The following is a 16,418-nucleotide window of genomic DNA, read 5'->3' as shown; positions in this document are numbered from 1 at the left end:
AAAAATAGTTTGCTATTTAAAAAAAGTGAGGATATAATATCTAAATGAAAATGATAATTATTATCAGTAATGATTATAAATTAAAAATAATTATAAAAAACAACTGCATATAAAGGATGAAATGAAACATGTTACATAAGTCTACTATACATGCTGGCAATAACCGCTGGATACATATTAAGTTCATATGTTTTATGAGCTTAACAATTATATGTTTAATTGGATCTATATTTTTGGCCGTCGCATTTGGTGCAAAGGATATTCATTTGCAAACGGTGTGGACAGCGGTTTTTGATTACAATCCGAAATTAACGCAGCATCAAATCATTTACGAATTAAGGCTCCAAAGGGTAATTGGCGCAGCAGTTGTAGGAGCGGCTTTTGCGGTCGCTGGGGCTGTTATGCAAGGAGTAACACGAAATCCTTTAGCTGATGCAGGTGTACTTGGCATAAATGCAGGTGCGATGTTTGTAGTAGCACTTAGTTTTGCCTTTTTTCCGCATATGCCGTATTCCTATTTAATGATTGTCTCCTTTATTGGAGCGGTCTTAAGTACAGTACTCATTTTTATTATCGGATCGGCCACATCAGGCGGATTAACACCGATGAGATTAACGATCGCTGGGGCAGTTATGGCTGCGCTTTTACATTCGTTAAGTTCAGGTGTCGCGATTTATTATGACTTAAGTCAAGATTTAGCTTTTTGGTACGCTGGTGGTGTTGCAGGGGTTAAGTGGGAACACTTGAAATTTTTAGTTCCTATTATTCTCATAACAATTGTTTTTGCGACAATTTTAGGGCGGTCTATTTCACTCATATCAATGGGGGATGATGTCGCTACGAATTTAGGAGTAAAAACGAACCGAACGAGAATACTAGGGATGATTATAGTAGTCATTCTTGCAGGTGTATCTGTTTCAGCTGTTGGCTCTATTGGATTTGTAGGACTAGTTATCCCGCATATTGCTAGAAAATTAGTTGGTGTGAATTATCGACTCATTATTCCTATGTCAGCATTATTAGGTGCTATGTTATTAGTTTTAGCTGACCTAGGGGCAAGAACAGTAAACCCTCCTAAAGAACTGGCGATAGGAATTATGGTGGCTCTTGTTGGAGTTCCGTTCTTCCTCTATATAGCACGTAAAGTTGGGAGGGAGTTGTAAGTGAAGAAGATTTTAAACACAGATAAAACGAGAGCCGTTACTATAACTACAATATTTGGTTGTATTAGTATCGCTGTCATTTTGCTTAGCTTAAATACGGGGACACTTAGCATTGCACCGCTCAAAGTAATTCAAACGCTTTTCGGTCATGGTGATTTTGAGAGTGCAACCGTGCTGTACGATTATCGTATGCCAAGAATTATAATCACAATGTTAGCTGGTATTGGCCTTGGGATTTCCGGTGCGATTTTGCAAGGGTTATCAAGGAATGCGTTGGCCGATCCTGGTATTCTTGGACTGCATTCAGGTGCATCTTTCGGGCTAATTATATTCGTTACTTTCTTTCATTCTATTAATGAGAATGCATCGATATTAATACCGTTATTTACATTTGGCGGAGGAGTATTAGCTGCATTTCTTATTATTTTACTTGCGAGTGATCGATCAAAAGGTTTACTTCCCATTAGACTTATTCTCGTTGGTATTGCGGTTTCAGCTGGCTTTAGTGCAATTTCGTTATTTTTCTCTCTCAAGTTAAATGATGAGACATATACATTCGCTTCTAGATGGTTAGTTGGTAACGTGTGGGGAAGGGATTGGATTCATGTCCTTGCATTATTACCTTGGATTTTCATACTAACTCCGTATGCATGGCTAAAATCTAAAACGTTAAATGCATTGTCACTCGGTGATAGTGTGGCAGCGGGACTTGGTGTTTCTGTTCAAAAAGAACGGTTACTCCTTTTAGCTACAGCGGTTGGATTATCTTGCGCGAGTGTATCGATGGCAGGAGGGATTGGTTTTATTGGTTTAGTTGCTCCGCATATTGCAAGAAAGTTAGTAGGTACTACGTATCAACATTTCCTTCCACTAGCTGGCATTATCGGAATGATTATTTTAGTGCTAGCAGATACGATAGGTCGTTCTATATTTGAGCCAAACTCTATTCCAGCTGGTGTAGTAGTGGCAGCTTTAGGAGCGCCGTATTTTCTTTATTTACTTACAAAAACAAAATAAATACTTCAAAGAGGAGAACATATGAAAAAGAAACTTACTATTTTATTTAGCATCATGTGTATTTTAGTACTAGCAGCATGTGGTCAAACGAAATCTAATGAAGAGGCAACGAAAAAAACGAAAAAAAGTAATGACCCAAAAATCGCCTCTATGTCTATTCATTTAACGAATGATTTACTTGCATTAGGAATTACACCAGTAGGTTCTGTTATTGGTGGAGATTTAAAAGATTTCTTACCGCACGCTAAAGAGAAGTTGAAAGATACGAAGAAGCTTGGTGTTGTAACAGATCCGAATATGGAAGCGTTACTTCAATTAAAGCCAACTGACATTTATGTTGATGAAAAATATGCTGGTAAAGATGTAGCGAAATACGAAAAAATTGCAAAAACGCATACTTTCAATTTAGATGAAGGTACATGGAGAGACCATTTAAAACAAGTTGGTAAACTTGTAAACCGTGAGAAAGAAGCGGATCAATATATTCAAGATTACGAAGAGCAATCAAAACGAGTAAAAGGTTTAATAGATAAAGAGCTAGGTAATAACGAAAAAGTAATGGCAATTCGCGTTACTGCAAAAGAATTACGTGTATTTAGTACGAAAAGACCGATGGGACCAATTTTATTCCAAGACTTAGGATTACAACCTGCAAATGGTGTAGAGAAAATCAATGGAAAACGTCCTTTCGAAGTCATTTCACAAGAAGTATTACCTGACTTTGATGCAGATGCGATTTTCGTTGTTGTAAATAGAGATGATAAAGCAAAAGCTGCATTTAAACAACTTCAAGAAACACCAATTTGGAAAGACTTAAAAGCTGTTAAAGGCAAGCATGTATATATTATCAATGACCAACCATGGCTTGACTATTCTGCTTTAGGTAACAAAATGGCAATGGATGAAGCAGAGAAAATGTTTACGAAATAATATAGTTTTGCTATTAGGAAAGGCCCTCTAAATTTGGAGGGCTTTTTATTATTGTTAGAATAAACGAAAAATTATACAATGAAATTAATTTCGTGTAGAGGAGATGTGCCAATGTCAGCGCTTATTGTAAGTATCCCGTTTATAAAGCAGTTTATGGAACAAGGGGATAAATAGGCTAAAATAAGTATCCCCGTTATTAAAAAAGGGGGAGTTTGAAATGACGATGAATCTTTTTCAAAATAAAATTGTAAAATTATCCGCTATTAGAGAATCAGATGCTGTAGTAATGGTTATGTGGCAAGAGGATAGTGAGTATTTAAGAAATGTCGATACAGATGTAGCGTTTCCGCAATCGTTACAAGAAATAGCAAGTGATGAGTTATTAAAAGGACGGAGATCGAATAGTGTTTCTTTCATGGTAAGGACAGTTCAAGAAGATCGCTTAATTGGTTTTGTGGCGATTCATGGTATAGAGTGGAATAACAAAACAGGTTTATTAGCCATTGGTATAGGAGATGCGAATGATAGAGGAAGAGGATATGGGAAAGAAGCAATACATCTTATTCTAAAGTATGCTTTCTATGAATTGAATTTACACCGCATCGGTCTCGATGTTATTTCGTATAATAAACCTGCCATTGCATTGTATAAAAAGATGGGTTTTCAAATGGAAGGCTGTATGAGAGAAGCGGTTCAAAGAGATGGGAAGTGTTTTGACCGTATGATTATGGGGATATTGCGGGATGAATGGATAGAGCTGCAAGGTTAGAAAGTACATTCGAAATTATATATGTAGTATGCAGGAGATATAATGGTAATTGGCGAAAATTTACAGTGTGTTGATTGAATTTATAAGGAGTCATGTAAAATGAATTTAGAAAAGGCAAAACCAGTAAATGAAGAGGTCGCCGAATTAAAAGAACTTATTAAAGAGTTACACGGAAGTGTGCACCAACTTCAAAGTGAAGTGCAGCAACTAAGGCACGAAAGACCAGTTGTTGAAGTGAGAAAAGGTGTTCAATTATCACCAACAATTGTCGGACAAATTGGTGGTATGATTTTAGGTGGTTTAGCAATTATCGGTATATTTTGGTGATGAAAAAAGGTTTGCAGCACGGATGCTGCAAACCTTTTGTATTTGACGATATAATTTCATGCAATACAACTTTTACATTAAATAACGTAAATATATATAAGCATGTGATAACAAGAGTGCAACAATAGTTAATGGTAAACCAATTTTTAAGAAGTCCATATAAGAGAAGCCATGTCCTTCACGTTTTGCAATACCAGCAACGACTACGTTTGCAGATGCACCGATTAGTGTTCCATTTCCTCCTAAGCAAGCTCCAAGAGATAACGCCCACCATAGTACTTCGATTTGCGGAGAATCGACAGATAGTCCGAGTCCTGTAGCTAAGTCTTGAATAAGAGGAATCATCGTTGCGACAAATGGGATGTTGTCGATTGTCGCAGATGCGATGCCAGATACCCATAAAATAAGTATAGCTGCGAATCCGATGTCACCGTTTGTTACGTCGATTACTTCTCTTGCAAGTGAAGAGATAAGTCCGATATCAATTAACCCGCCAACGAGAACAAATAATCCGGCGAAGAAGAAAATGGTTACCCATTCAACATGGGCAAATACATCTTCAATATCATGTTCTTTCACGCCGATTAACATAAGAAGTGTAGCGCCTGTCATCGCGATAACAGCAGCGTCTACATGAATAATCGAATGAAGTACGAAGCCTAAAATAGTTAGTCCTAAAATCGAAATAGATTTTAAAAGGAGGCTTTGATCTTTAATGTAATCTTTTTCGTTTAATGCCATTAGTTTTTCGATTTGTTCAGGTGTTGTTTTTAGTTTGTTACGATACATGAAGTAAATGATGCCAAGTGTCACGATAGAAATAATAATTACGATTGGAGCTAAGTTAAGTAAAAAGGCGTTAAAGTCTAAATGCTTGTTTGCTGATCCAATCATAATATTAGGTGGATCACCGATTAATGTTGCTGTTCCGCCTATATTTGAAAACAGCACTTCTGAAATCAAATAAGGCACAGGATTTACTTTTAAAATACGTGTAATGGATAATGTAACAGGAACGATTAATAAAACAGTCGTTACATTGTCCAAAAATGCTGATCCGAAAGCAGTTAATAGGGATAGTAATAATAAAATGCGAATCGGTTTTCCACCAGCTGCTTTTGCCGCTTTAATGGCCACAAATTCAAAGACGCCTGATTGACTCGTAATATGTACGAGAATCATCATCCCAATTAAAAGGGTAATCGTTTCCCATTGAATATGTGATGTGAAAGCAGTATGTAAATCTACAACTCCAAAAATAATCATAATAGCAGCACCGAATAGTGCGATTACAGCACGATTCAATTTCTCAGAAATAATAAATCCGTACGTGATTAAAAATACGGCAATTGCAAAATAATATTGCCAATTTGCTACTTCATGTGCTGACTGTTCCAATCATGTCACCTTCTTTAAATTATGTATTCAATTGTCGAAATGTATCTCGCTGCAATAATACGGGATAAAATATATTGTAGCAAATTCAAAAAAGAAAGAAAACTATTTAACAAAGTGAAGGAAAAAATGTATTTTTTACATATCATATAAAAAATATAAAAAACACAGTGCAAATTATTAGGAAAAGTGAGCGTTGTCCTCTAATATAGAGATAGCAATTTACATTATTTTTGCGTAAAATGGTTTAAAGAGGTGAATTCCGATGGAAATAGTAAAAGATAGTTCTCTTATTCAAAATGAAATTGAACGTTTTGTAAATAAAGATGTATATATTCATTTAGAAACGACAAACGGAGCGTATGCATCACACATAAATGAAAAGATGATGACAGTTGGTGCTTTCATTCGAAATGCGATTATCCGTTTTGAACGCGGGAAGATAACTGGAACAAATCCATACCGAGTTGGTTTGAAAATGGATCACGGTTGGGTATATGCTGAAGGTATTACGCACTGGGAAGTAGACGATCAAGAGCGTTTATTATTAGCTGGACATGATAATTTAGGTCGTCTAGCAGTTGCACTTGAGTTAAGCTTAACACCATTTAAGTAAGAAGGAGGGAAACTTATGGAGAGACATGTACTTGTTGTATTTCCGCATCCAGATGATGAAGCATATGCTGCGGGAGGAACAATTCGCTTATTAACAGATCAAGGAGTACCTGTAACGTATGCATGTGGTACTCTAGGACAAATGGGACGTAACATGGGTAAGAACGTATTCGCTAACCGTGAAACGATTCCACATATCCGTAAGAAAGAATTGAAAGATGCTTGTGAAGCGATGGGTATTAAAGATTTAAGAATGCTTGGCTTCCATGATAAAACGTTAGAATTTGAAGATGTTGATTTCGTTGCTGACAAAATTGAAGCAATTATTCAAGAAGTAAATCCATCTCGAATTATTACATTTTATCCAGAGCACGGTGTACATCCAGATCATAATGCATTTGGCCGCGCTGTCGTTCGCGCTGTATCACGTATGCCAAAAGAAGAGCGCCCAGTTATCCATGCTGTTGCGATTACGAAAAATCGTGAAGCAGTATTAGGAGAACCGGATGTTGTAAATAACATTAGTGAAGTATTTGATCATAAATTAACTGCATTAGGTGCGCACCGTTCACAAACAGAAGCAATGCTTGAAGACACGCATGCAAAAATAAAAAACAAAGATGCAGCAACATTAAAATGGCTGCAACTTGAACAGTTTTGGACTTATAAATGGGAGTAGGCTAGAAGGATACCTTCTAGTTGCTCTTACATAGAAAAAGCGCCGTCACTTGTGATGGCGCTTTTTCTTGTTGAAGACTATATATTTCTTAGGGTGCTTCAAAATTTTTAAATTAACGTGCAGTATAGCCTCCATCAACAAGAAGTGTTGTACCGTTAACAAAACTAGCATCATCACTTGCTAAAAATAAGACAGCTTTAGCGACTTCTTCTGGTGTTCCAAGTCTGCCTTGTGGATGAAGTGAAGCTAAATATTCTTTCTGTTCAGGATTAACACTACCAAGTAAAGGGGTGTCAATATAACCGGGGCACACCGCATTAATACGTATTCCATATTTAGCGTAGGCAGTACATAAATTTTGAGTTAATAGTTTCACACCACCTTTTGCAGAGGAGTATGCTGTTGGGGTAGGTAATGAAACAAAACTATGAATTGAACCAGCGTTAACGATGACACCACCTGTACCTTGTTTAAGGAATTGTTCAATCGAATATTTATCAGAAAGGAATACCCCAGACAAATTAATATCAATAGTTCTTTTCCACTTTTCATAGGATAATTCGTTTGCTGGTGCATCATCAGCAACGCCGGCATTGGCATACATAATATCTAATTTACCGTATGTACTTACTGTCTCATGAATTAGCTGTTTAATATCTGCCTCTTTTGTTACATCAGTTTTAATAAATAACGTATTATATCCATGTGCATTCAATTCATCTGATAGTTCTTTTCCACGTTCAGAAAAGTCAGCAATAACTACTTTTGCACCTTCTTCGATAAAAAGACGAACAGTAGATTCGCCAATTCCACTTGCACCACCAGTTATGATTGCTACTTTGTCTTTCAATTTCATATAAACCTCTCCATTCATCAATGAATTTAAGTCGAATTTTTAAATCTGGTTATATCACTATTAACCTTAAATAGTAAGTAGATAGAAGAAAAAGCTCGCGTTTACTTAATTGTGAGAGTGCTATTTTTTCTTTAGTGTACTTTTTGATACAGTTATGGACGAAAATATTAATTTGGTCAATCTTATCATTAGATTGAATATTTGGTAAAGAGCTCTCGAACAGAGCGAGTACGGATGCTGAAAAATTAAAATAAATATGAAGTATTATTTGTAGGGTAAGGAACAAGGGGGAGAGAAGCATAACGAAAACTACTACTCTATTTAAATAGGAAAAAACCTTGCAGGGGGGCAAGGCTTTAAACAGGGTATTAAAAATGATTGATTTATTAAGAAGAACTTCTTCTTGTGAATAAACTAATTTTAGCATGATAACTCATATGTATGTGTTACGAATTTGTGAATAAAAACTCAATGATAAAAGTATGAGTGAAAGGAAATAATGTATTTGAAATATGTATTATTACACAAAGTTTAGTTGAAATAGTGAGGAAAATAAAAAAGCGCAATGAGCAAAATAATTAAGAGACGAATTATATGAAAGATTAGTTGAACGCCTAATATTTAATTTGTTTTACTATATTATTAATTCCGATGATACAAAATTCAAGAAATGACTTATCAATATAAAAACAAAAAGTCCTTAGAATCTACGGCTTTAATATGAAAAGATTTTAATCATTGGGCATAAGGGAATTCTATATTGATTGGTTGAAAGAGGGGATTTGTATATGTAATTTCTTTTTTCATTTAATTCTTTAGAACCTATTTTTAATAATGTATATAAGAAGCGTATATTTTGAATTATTTAATAGAATAATATATATTTATATTGATTTAGTGATTTTAGTTTGTTAAAAATGGGGAAATCGATATGAAGGTTAAATTTGCCGTAATAAAAGATGAGAGCTTTGATTGTAGTTTATTGGAAACAAAATTATTGAAAACTTTTAAAGAAGTAGATTGTGAAGCAGATATTGTAAAGGTTGAGGATGAAATTTTTGAAAACAATGATGTACAAACGCATTTATCAGAAATAACCATTCATGTTACTGGAAAAAATATTGGATATAGATCCGTTTCAGCCAGTATATTTATTGTTCTAGAGAGTTTATCAATACAGCTATTTCGTATTCATATTAGTATACTTTAAGCAGTTCAAAAATTGGCTTCTTCAGAAAATCATACTGATTATATGGAGTTGTAAATATGAAAACAATAGAAATTATCGTAGGTGCTCCCGAATGTTGGATTGCACCTTGTTTGTTGTTAAATAAACAAGGGATTCCTTTTCTAATTTTAATGTATCTCAACGCTAATTTATAAATAGAAGAATGGAAACATGTGAGTAATTCAATTAGATTGTACAAAAAATTTGGTACGCGGATATACGCAATGTATTCACAGGTAAGAGGGTTGTCTCATAATATATATAGATTTTTCTATTAAGATGAACAGAGGGTGTGAATATATGGAAGATGTTTACGCTAAAATTGACAATCTCAAGGCGGAGCAAAAAGAAATTATGAGAGACATTCGAAATTTAGAAACGCGTACCACTATTAATGAGAAAGACATAGCAACAATCAATAAGCAATTAGAAAAAATAAGTACAAACACTACTTGGATTTTGCGAATTATTATTAGCGCGATAATAATGTCAGTTTTAGGATTAATATTAAAAGGAATGATTTAGTCTTGTGAAATAGGACGATATAAAAGAAAGAGGGGAACTCCCTCTTTCTTTATGTAAATGAGAAACTATAAATTTTCCGTTTCCTTTTCGTCTGCATACTTATCCTCTAAGGAAATTAATAGAGGGATTGATATAGTTACTAGAATGATTAAAGTAGTTATAAAAGATTTAGAAAGAGAAAAAGAACCTTCAATTAAAGGTGATAAAAACTTGAATGAAAGTATACTTGTTATGAAGGAAATTACCAAAAAGCTAAAAAGAGAGATATTTTTATTCTTTATAGATGTTTCTATAAAGTCTTTAACACAGGTTATTACAACAAATATAGTTAATATGATAAGAGAAACAAAATAATGTGTTAAATTCGTCATACTAATAGTAGGATCGTCTATTATGTAAGCAAGTAACTTAGATACTAATATTCCTCCAAACAATAAAATAATAAAAGCAAGTAATCCTTCCGATATATAAGTGCTCAAATTGTCTTTCTTGTTAAAGAGTTTATAGTTTAGAGTAGATTGGGTTATTTGAATTAGGAATAGGCTAATAATCCATACATAATATACAATTGGTAATTCTCCTGAGAATAGAGAAATTAGAAAGTTTAATACTGTCCTTAAAATTTCAATCATTACGAAAGTCCTCCTGTTTGTAAGCTTGTGACATTAAAATATGCTAGTCTATCGTTTAATAATTAAGTTTATGAATTCAAAATATTTCTAATTATGCCATAAAAAGGTGAATGCATCAAGTTATCTTTTTAACAATCCTCCAAGGTTGAGCACTAGTAAAAGAAACGCAATATGTAATATAATTGAAAAAGTATATTTAAAAATCGATGTTAATATTACCCTCCTATAAGTATTAACATACGTAATTGAGGTGTTTTCTTTGTTGTTTTATGACCGGATTTCTATAATGGCCCCTCCTGTTCCGTAGCTTAGGAAAGTCTTTTTACTTCTGAGATTTTCAAAGTTATAGGAGGGTATGAAAAATGAAAAAAGTCTCAGTACCATCACTTTTGTTAATGATTGTTCTTGTCGCATTTCCGCAAATTAGTGAAACGATTTACACACCGTCGTTACCTGACATTTCAAAGGCGTTACATGTAAGTAATAATGAGGTGCAGTTAACGCTTAGTGTGTATTTTGCTGGATTTGCTTTAGGTGTATTTTTTATTGGATGGCTATCAGATATAATTGGCCGTCGCCCAGCAATGTTATTTGGAATTGTCGTATATGGCGCTGGGAGTTTCTTGTGCTTTATTGCAAATTCCATTGAAGTTTTATTGGTAAGTCGTTTTATTCAAGCGTTTGGAGCAAGTGCAGGATCAGTTGTGACGCAAACGATTCTTCGTGAAAGTGTAGAAGGGCATAAGAGGCATGTTATGTTTGCTCAAATCTCGGCAGTCATTGCTTTTACACCAGCGATAGGACCGTTAATTGGTGGCTTTCTTGATCAAATGTTTGGATTTAAAATAGTATTTTTAAGTTTAGTAGTTATGAGTATCGGTATTTTTCTGTATACGTTTGTTTCTCTTCCTGAAACAAAAACGGGCTCAGTAACGAATAAAATAAATGTATTTTCAGTCTTGAAGAGGTTAATTACAAATCCAAAAGTGGTAACGTATGGGCTGTTAATTGGAGGAGCAAATGGTGTTTTATTTAGCTATTATGCAGAAGCGCCGTTTATCTTTATTGAATACTTTCAGTTATCGCCTAGTATGTATGGCTTTCTAGGAATTGTTGTAGCGTCTGCTTCTATTGTTGGAGCGAAAATTTCAAAACGTTTACTTGCTACTTATAAACCAGAGAAAATTATATATATCGGTTGTCTCGTAATGACAGGGGGAGCAGTCGCTTTATCTATTATTACTTCAGTTGGATTAAATGCAAATATAATATATATGATTGTATTTTTAATAGCGATGTTTATATTGCTATTAGGAATTGGAGTAGCGTTACCTAATTGTTTAAGTTTAGCGTTAGTAGATTTTCAAGATGTCATTGGTACAGCTGGAGCGTTGTTTAGCTTAGGATACTATGTAATTGTAACGATGACAATTTGGGGAATGAGTCAATTGCATACGGGCTCGTTACTGGTGATGCCACTTTATTTTCTAGTTATTGTAGTTATAATGGCAGTGTTTACTAGGGTATTTATCTTTGGTAAGCAAACTTCGAAATCGATTTAAATATGAAATTGTAAAAGAGTCTCATTTTTTAATGAGACTCTTTTATATTTTATCCCGTTGTTTTGAGGCAGAAAGGTTTCTGCCTCAAAATTTGGCTGGGGTAAAGAAGTTAGTAGTTTATTAATATATTAAATTTCTTATTGGTATATGAATCGAATGTGTGGGAAATTACGTTATCAACTATAAAGGTTGAAGTATTTGAGATATGAAACCGAGGAAGATAGCATCTCCTCGGTTATTTATATTGTAATAATATACATGCCGGAATCATATTGAATAGATGTATTTTATTGTTAATTTAGTTAAAAATTAATCAGACTTATGTATAATAATTTATTGAAAAAATAATTGAATTTTTCAGATTAATGAATTAATATAAGGTAAGTAATTTTAAGATTTATAGAATATTGGAAGATGAAAGGTTTTGAGAATTTTATTAGGAGCACAAAACGATTTTAGGATAGCTTTAAAGCTAGTGTAAAATGACGTTTGCTTCATCATTTTCAGGGCCGAAAGGAATTAGGGGAAAGCATCTTGTGTTAAAATACGGCTATGAATCATCTAAGAGGGGGAAGTGAAGTGGCAAACAAAGAATTGAAAAGAGGTTTAGAAGCACGTCATATTCAAATGATTGCTTTAGGCGGAACGATTGGTGTTGGTTTGTTTATGGGATCAGCCAGCACAATTAAATGGACAGGTCCGTCAGTAATGCTTGCTTATGCAATTGCAGGTATTTTCATCTTCTTCATCATGCGTGCCATGGGAGAAATGTTGTATATGGAGCCAAGTACAGGCTCATTTGCGACATTCGGTCATAAGTATATTCATCCACTAGCTGGTTATATGACAGCGTGGAGTAACTGGTTCCAGTGGGTTATCGTTGGGATGTCAGAAATTATCGCGGTTGGAGCGTATATGCAATATTGGTTCCCGGATTTACCAGCTTGGATACCAGGTATAATTGCAATGGTTATTCTTGGTGCAGCTAACTTAATTTCTGTTAAGTCATTTGGTGAATTTGAATTTTGGTTTGCGATGATTAAAATCGTTACGATTCTATTAATGATTATTGCAGGATTTGGCCTTATTTTCTTCGGAATTGGTAACGGCGGAGAAGCGATTGGCATATCTAATCTTTGGTCAAATGGCGGTTTCTTTACAGGTGGTTTTTCAGGATTCTTCTTTGCATTATCACTTGTAGTTGGAGCGTATCAAGGTGTGGAATTAATCGGTATTACTGCTGGTGAAGCGAAGGATCCAAAGAAGACACTTACAAGAGCGATTCAAAGTACAATTTGGCGTATTTTAATTTTCTACATCGGTGCTATTTTCGTTATTGTAACTGTGTATCCGTGGGATCAATTAAGTACAATTGGTAGCCCGTTCGTAGCAACTTTTGCGAAGGTTGGTATTACGGCAGCAGCTGGCCTTATTAACTTCGTTGTTATTACAGCAGCAATGTCTGGTTGTAATAGTGGTATTTATAGTGCTGGACGTATGCTGTATACGTTAGGTGTAAATGGACAAGCACCGAAATATTTCACGAAACTTTCTGGAAATGGTGTACCTTTATTCGGTACAGTTGGTGTAATTATCGGTTTAGCGGTTGGTGTTGTTTTAAGTTATATCGCACCGAAAAACTTATTCGTATATGTATATAGTGCGAGTGTACTTCCTGGTATGGTACCATGGTTCGTCATTTTAATTAGTCAAATTCGTTTTAGGAAAGAAAAGGGAGCAGAGATGAAAGATCATCCGTTCAAAATGCCATTTGCTCCTGTAACAAACTATTTAACAATTGCCTTTTTAATTATGGTATTAATCGGAATGTGGTTTAACGATGATACACGCATTTCATTAGTTGTAGGTATTATTTTCTTAGCTATCGTTACAATTAGTTTCTATGCTTTCGGAATAGGAAAGCGAGCTCCGTTAGACGTTCAAAATAATAAAGAGATTTCAAGTAAATAAAGAAGAGGCTGTTCATCTGGAACAGCCTTTTCTTATTGTTGTTATTTGTCGATAAATCGATATACCTTGTCGAATCGTTGATATAATTTGATTTGTGATAGATATATTCGAAAAATCGTTAATATAATTTCACATACTACCTATCACTATCATGATTAAAATTTCTCTAATACGATTTTCCCAATGGTGTGCCCGCTTTCAAGTAGTGCATGTGCTTTTTTTAAGTTTTCAGCGTTAATCGGTGTTAATGTTTCATTTAAAGTAAGAATTCTTTACTTCTATATTATAGATGGTGAAATACTACTATGTAAAAAAATACCCTCTTTTTTATGCAAGCTGTACTGATAGTCTAGAAGGAGTTTATTTCTAAAAAGAAGAATTTTTTACTGTATTACTTTATCCAAAACTAAATGTAAAGGTGGATACATAATGACAGTAAAGAAACTTTATTTCATCCCAGCAGGTCGTTGCATGTTGGATCATTCGTCTGTTAACAGTACGTTAACACCGGGAAAACTATTAAACTTGCCGGTGTGGTGTTATCTTTTGGAGACGGAAGAAGGTCCTATTTTAGTAGACACAGGTATGCCAGAAAGTGCAGTTAATAATGAAGGGCTTTTTAACGGTACATTTGTTGAAGGACAGATTTTACCGAAAATGACTGAAGAAGATAGAATCGTGACTATATTAAAGCGTGTAGGGTATGAGCCAGACGACCTTTTATATATTATTAGCTCTCACTTACATTTTGATCATGCAGGAGGAAACGGTGCTTTTACAAATACACCGATTATTGTGCAGCGAACGGAATATGAGGCAGCACTTCATAGAGAAGAATATATGAAAGAATGTATATTACCGCATTTGAACTACAAAATTATTGAAGGGGATTATGAAGTGGTACCAGGTGTTCAATTATTGTATACGCCAGGTCATTCTCCAGGCCATCAGTCGCTATTCATTGAGACGGAGCAATCTGGTTCAGTTTTATTAACGATTGATGCATCATACACGAAAGATAATTTTGAAGATGAAGTGCCGTTCGCAGGATTTGATCCAGAATTAGCTTTATCTTCAATTAAACGTTTAAAAGAAGTTGTGAAAAAAGAGAAACCAATTATTTTCTTTGGTCATGATATAGAGCAGGAAAAGGGTTGTAGAGTGTTCCCGGAATATATATAGTGCAAAAAAGTCATGAGTTCGCGTGCTCATGACTTTTTCGTTTAAATAATTTTTTTAAATAAATTATAAACTTTTTGTGAACTATCTTCGTTTAACTGATAGTACGTAAGGTTTACATCATCAGGAGTATCTTGCTGCGCAATCATCACTTCGCTGCTGTGATGATCAACTATCCATATGAAATATTTTTTATAAGTTCCATCCTCGAAAGTAATCCACATATCACAATCTATTAAATCTGATCCTTCTTCATCCAATGTTAATTTGCCTTTTTTTGCGGTATTCATACTGTTAATAAATGTTTTTAATTCATCTGTTTTTGTGAGAAAGATATCCTTTTTTGTTTTAATTGATTCTACATGTATATCTTTTATTTCCTGCTTTCCTAAAAAAACAGGGGGCTCATTTGGATCTCGCGAGCTTGAAATAATAGTAGCTTTCTTTTTCGGTTTGTTTGCAGTATAGAGATCTTGAATAGATTTTCCCGAGTTTATAAACCATACAATTCCACAAATAATCAATACGCTGCCTAGCAATAAAATAATTTTTTTAATAGGATTTTCTCCTCTCTATTACTTCGTGTGAAGAGCTTTTCTATTAATATATGATAGGTAAGCGTAAAGTATTATAGTTGAACTTGGTTATGCTTCACAGTTTTTATCGGGCGATCTATGAGTAAATTGTAAGTGAGCCCAATTAATACGAAAATGCCACCGATAACTTTCCCGATCGAGAGTTCATTTGTCAGGAAGAAATCAATAATAGTCCCCGCAAATAATTGTCCGATAAAGATGAGTAATGTTAAATAAAAGGCTGATATTTTAGGAGTAATATAGTTGGATAATGAAATAACGATAACGCCTACTAATCCGCCTAAGTACACGGCGATAGGAATAGATTGCAACGTATGAATAGGGATATACAATGAATCTGAACTGAAAATTAAAAATAACATAGAGAAAAATAATCCAGTAATATAATTGAAAAACGTGCCTTCCCAGTTTCCAATTTCCTTTGCTAAATTCGCGTTAATAATTCTAGCAACAACGATAGAAACACCAGCTAAAATAGCGATCGTAATATATAACATTTTCTTGCCCCCATTAATAAATTGTCATGATTATAATTCCAGAAGAGATGAAACATAATCCAATTAGTTTTTTCTTTTCAAACTTTGCAACTTTCATTCCTAATAAGCCGAAATGATCGATAATGATGGAAGCAATGGATTGGCCGAGTAAACTTAATGCGATCGTAATAGAGGCACCAAGGACGGAGAAACTTATATTATTAAAAAGAACAGTGAATACTCCAATCGCTCCAGCGCTATATAAAAAAAGCGGAATACCTTTATCGAAATGAATTTTATGTTTGTTTAAGATTAAAACGAAAATAACTGCAATTAAACCGACAAGGTGAATGACAACGCTTGCTGTATACTTTCCAATTAACTCGGATAAAATTCCGTTTAATGGAAGCATAACGGCGATGAGCACACCAATAAAGACAGAAAGAAAGTTATACAATGTAATATCCCCTTTATATTTCATATTTGTAATGACTGTAT

General features: G+C 34.3%; 18 protein-coding genes and 1 pseudogene. 12 read left to right on the top strand and 7 right to left on the bottom strand.

All coding sequences use genetic code 11. The features are described from left to right. Positions 1-128: 128 nt before the first annotated feature. The 5 genes from N2V80_RS17040 (at position 129) to N2V80_RS17020 (ending at position 4,206) form a co-directional block, all read left to right on the top strand. On the top strand, positions 129-1,163 hold the full coding sequence (locus N2V80_RS17040; protein ID WP_061655012.1) for a FecCD family ABC transporter permease: 1,035 nt from the start codon (positions 129-131) through the stop codon (positions 1,161-1,163). Further along, a complete protein-coding gene (locus N2V80_RS17035; protein WP_061655011.1) occupies positions 1,164-2,180 on the top strand; it encodes a FecCD family ABC transporter permease in 1,017 nt (338 codons plus the stop codon). A 21-nt stretch (positions 2,181-2,201) separates the two neighbouring features. Beyond that, entirely contained in the window at positions 2,202-3,110 is a 909-nt protein-coding gene (locus tag N2V80_RS17030; RefSeq protein WP_000728198.1) for an iron-hydroxamate ABC transporter substrate-binding protein, read from the top strand. A 217-nt stretch (positions 3,111-3,327) separates the two neighbouring features. Beyond that, positions 3,328-3,879, top strand: coding sequence for a GNAT family N-acetyltransferase (locus tag N2V80_RS17025; RefSeq protein ID WP_000178468.1), 552 nt, complete (start codon positions 3,328-3,330; stop codon positions 3,877-3,879). A gap of 99 nt (positions 3,880-3,978) precedes the next feature. Next, a complete protein-coding gene (locus N2V80_RS17020) occupies positions 3,979-4,206 on the top strand; it encodes a hypothetical protein (protein WP_001047304.1) in 228 nt (75 codons plus the stop codon). 72 nt (positions 4,207-4,278) lie between these two features. On the opposite strand, the gene N2V80_RS17015 is transcribed toward N2V80_RS17020, so the two are convergent. Then, positions 4,279-5,604 (bottom strand): ArsB/NhaD family transporter, encoded by a 1,326-nt coding sequence (locus N2V80_RS17015; RefSeq protein ID WP_061655010.1) that lies wholly within the window; start codon positions 5,602-5,604, stop codon positions 4,279-4,281. Positions 5,605-5,866: 262 nt separating this feature from the next. Between N2V80_RS17015 and N2V80_RS17010 the strand changes: the two genes are divergently transcribed. Both N2V80_RS17010 and bshB2 read left to right on the top strand, forming a co-directional pair. Beyond that, positions 5,867-6,217: a YojF family protein gene (locus tag N2V80_RS17010; protein WP_000407045.1), complete on the top strand. Its 351-nt coding sequence runs from the start codon at positions 5,867-5,869 to the stop codon at positions 6,215-6,217. Between the two features lie 15 nt (positions 6,218-6,232). Next, a complete protein-coding gene (gene bshB2, locus N2V80_RS17005; protein WP_000439483.1) occupies positions 6,233-6,895 on the top strand; it encodes a bacillithiol biosynthesis deacetylase BshB2 in 663 nt (220 codons plus the stop codon). A 112-nt stretch (positions 6,896-7,007) separates the two neighbouring features. Here the strand turns inward: bshB2 and N2V80_RS17000 are convergent, their stop codons facing one another. After that, a complete protein-coding gene (locus tag N2V80_RS17000) occupies positions 7,008-7,751 on the bottom strand; it encodes an SDR family NAD(P)-dependent oxidoreductase (protein ID WP_000768017.1) in 744 nt (247 codons plus the stop codon). A 931-nt stretch (positions 7,752-8,682) separates the two neighbouring features. Here N2V80_RS17000 and N2V80_RS16995 point away from each other — a divergent pair. Beyond that, entirely contained in the window at positions 8,683-8,961 is a 279-nt protein-coding gene (locus N2V80_RS16995; protein WP_000865018.1) for a hypothetical protein, read from the top strand. A 318-nt stretch (positions 8,962-9,279) separates the two neighbouring features. Continuing rightward, on the top strand, positions 9,280-9,504 hold the full coding sequence (locus N2V80_RS16990; RefSeq protein ID WP_000390458.1) for a hemolysin XhlA family protein: 225 nt from the start codon (positions 9,280-9,282) through the stop codon (positions 9,502-9,504). Between the two features lie 65 nt (positions 9,505-9,569). Here N2V80_RS16990 and N2V80_RS16985 read toward each other — a convergent pair whose 3' ends face one another. Further along, a complete protein-coding gene (locus N2V80_RS16985) occupies positions 9,570-10,136 on the bottom strand; it encodes a DUF5823 family protein (protein WP_061655009.1) in 567 nt (188 codons plus the stop codon). A gap of 362 nt (positions 10,137-10,498) precedes the next feature. Here N2V80_RS16985 and N2V80_RS16980 point away from each other — a divergent pair, with 362 nt between their 5' ends. Together N2V80_RS16980 and N2V80_RS16975 are read left to right on the top strand one after the other, a co-directional pair. Continuing rightward, positions 10,499-11,698: a multidrug effflux MFS transporter gene (locus N2V80_RS16980; RefSeq protein WP_061655008.1), complete on the top strand. Its 1,200-nt coding sequence runs from the start codon at positions 10,499-10,501 to the stop codon at positions 11,696-11,698. Positions 11,699-12,277: 579 nt separating this feature from the next. After that, positions 12,278-13,669, top strand: a complete 1,392-nt coding sequence (locus N2V80_RS16975; protein WP_001284405.1) for an amino acid permease — start codon at positions 12,278-12,280, stop codon at positions 13,667-13,669. Positions 13,670-13,824: 155 nt separating this feature from the next. Here the strand turns inward: N2V80_RS16975 and N2V80_RS16970 are convergent. After that, positions 13,825-13,932 (bottom strand): annotated as a pseudogene (locus N2V80_RS16970) (zinc-binding alcohol dehydrogenase family protein); the annotation flags it as partial. A 166-nt stretch (positions 13,933-14,098) separates the two neighbouring features. On the opposite strand from N2V80_RS16970, the gene aiiA reads away from it, so the two are divergent. Continuing rightward, entirely contained in the window at positions 14,099-14,851 is a 753-nt protein-coding gene (aiiA, locus tag N2V80_RS16965; protein WP_000216595.1) for a quorum-quenching N-acyl homoserine lactonase AiiA, read from the top strand. A 41-nt stretch (positions 14,852-14,892) separates the two neighbouring features. Here the strand turns inward: aiiA and N2V80_RS16960 are convergent, their stop codons facing one another. From N2V80_RS16960 to N2V80_RS16950, 3 genes are all read right to left on the bottom strand, one after another. Further along, entirely contained in the window at positions 14,893-15,387 is a 495-nt protein-coding gene (locus tag N2V80_RS16960) for a hypothetical protein (RefSeq protein ID WP_061655007.1), read from the bottom strand. Between the two features lie 89 nt (positions 15,388-15,476). Beyond that, complete coding sequence (locus N2V80_RS16955) at positions 15,477-15,941, bottom strand: DMT family transporter (protein WP_000965812.1); 465 nt, start codon at positions 15,939-15,941, stop codon at positions 15,477-15,479. Between the two features lie 13 nt (positions 15,942-15,954). Next, complete coding sequence (locus N2V80_RS16950) at positions 15,955-16,401, bottom strand: DMT family transporter (RefSeq protein ID WP_002103413.1); 447 nt, start codon at positions 16,399-16,401, stop codon at positions 15,955-15,957. Between the last annotated feature and the right edge of the window lie 17 nt (positions 16,402-16,418).

The sequence above is a fragment of the Bacillus sp. FSL W8-0640 genome (assembly GCF_038007725.1).
GTDB classification, from domain to species: domain Bacteria; phylum Bacillota; class Bacilli; order Bacillales; family Bacillaceae_G; genus Bacillus_A; species Bacillus_A cereus.
Note: the sequence above shows the minus strand (reverse complement) of the source record. Positions and strands in the feature narration are given on the sequence as shown.